Here is a 1196-nt window from a genome sequence, read left to right as displayed (position 1 = left end):
CCCGCAAGCGCTACCGATTGACGTGTTGGCCTGGTACCAATGCGACCACTTGGGCACGCCGCAAGAACTGACCGACCCCAACGGCCAAATCGCCTGGAGCGCGCAGTACAAAGCGTGGGGAGAAGTCAAAGAACAACGCTCGGAATGGGCGCAGCGTGAGGGGCTGACCAACCCGATCAGATTTCAGGGGCAGTACCACGATCACGAAACGGGGCTGCACTACAACCGCTATCGGTACTATGATCCCCGGGTTGGGCGGTTTATCAGCAAAGACCCGATCAGCTATGCGGGTGGGTTGAATCTTTATGCATATGCGCCGAATCCGGTTGGGTGGGTTGATCCGCTGGGGTTGGTTCGGATCAAAAATGCAATCGAAGGAGATCGCCGCCATCAAGAGTTTAATGCCAAGATTAAGGAGAAATATCCGAATGCGACGATTCAATGTGAATGCTATTTGCGGGACGCTGCTGGAAAGTCAGTTAAAGATCCTAAAACAGAAGAAAGGCGTCGAGTAGACACTGTCGTTATTGAAAACGGCAAGGCGCAAACTTTTGAAGTGACTAGCACAACGGCAGACAAAACCAAGCAAGTATTGAAGGAAATCAACATTCGCTCCGAGGGTGGTATATATATACGTGACAGATCCACCAAGGATTTGATTCCAGTTAACGGCGTATCAGAAATCGTGAGAATACCTTGATATGAACCATAATTACTCAGTTTGGGGAGCAGTAGAGTCAACAGTCTCAGCTTACAAAGTGATGAACGAAAGCGGTGAGATAGTGCCTGATCTTGAATCACAAGACATTATTAGAACCATGCTTATCGCTCTTAGGAGATTTTTTTCAGACAATGGATTGCTTACGAATAGTGCATTTGATGACAATGGAAACCTTATCGATCGTCACTATTATAAAAATGACTTTACCGAAGATGGGATTACTCTTATCAAACGTAAAGAGTCCGCTTGGCTAAAATCAAAGGCTGCAAAAAAAATACCTCCCGACATGTCAATGCTCGAGAAAGAGCTAACTAAAATTCGCACCGAAAAGTTAAAGGGTTAAATAAAGATCGAGCATGACCTTTATTTAACAAAAGGACTTTATACATGTGAACGGTTTAATTTCATGATCGTAAAGTCTGAGATGTGAAAGACATCATCCGCCTAGGCGACTCCACCACCCATGGGGGTGTCA

Annotated in this window: 2 protein-coding genes; both read left to right on the top strand. The window is 46.0% G+C overall.

What is annotated here, in order from left to right; all coding sequences use genetic code 11:
• Positions 1-700, top strand: a 700-nt coding sequence (locus GYN01_RS22435) for an RHS repeat domain-containing protein (RefSeq protein ID WP_238936417.1), incomplete at its 5' end; no start/stop codon positions are given.
• 1 nt (position 701) lies between these two features.
• A complete protein-coding gene (locus tag GYN01_RS22185; protein ID WP_048403132.1) occupies positions 702-1064 on the top strand; it encodes a hypothetical protein in 363 nt (120 codons plus the stop codon).
• Positions 1065-1196: the final 132 nt, after the last annotated feature.

Source organism: Pseudomonas weihenstephanensis, from assembly GCF_016812185.1.
GTDB lineage: Bacteria > Pseudomonadota > Gammaproteobacteria > Pseudomonadales > Pseudomonadaceae > Aquipseudomonas > Aquipseudomonas weihenstephanensis.
The sequence above is the reverse complement of the archived record's forward strand: the minus strand, read 5'-3'. Positions and strand labels throughout refer to the sequence as shown.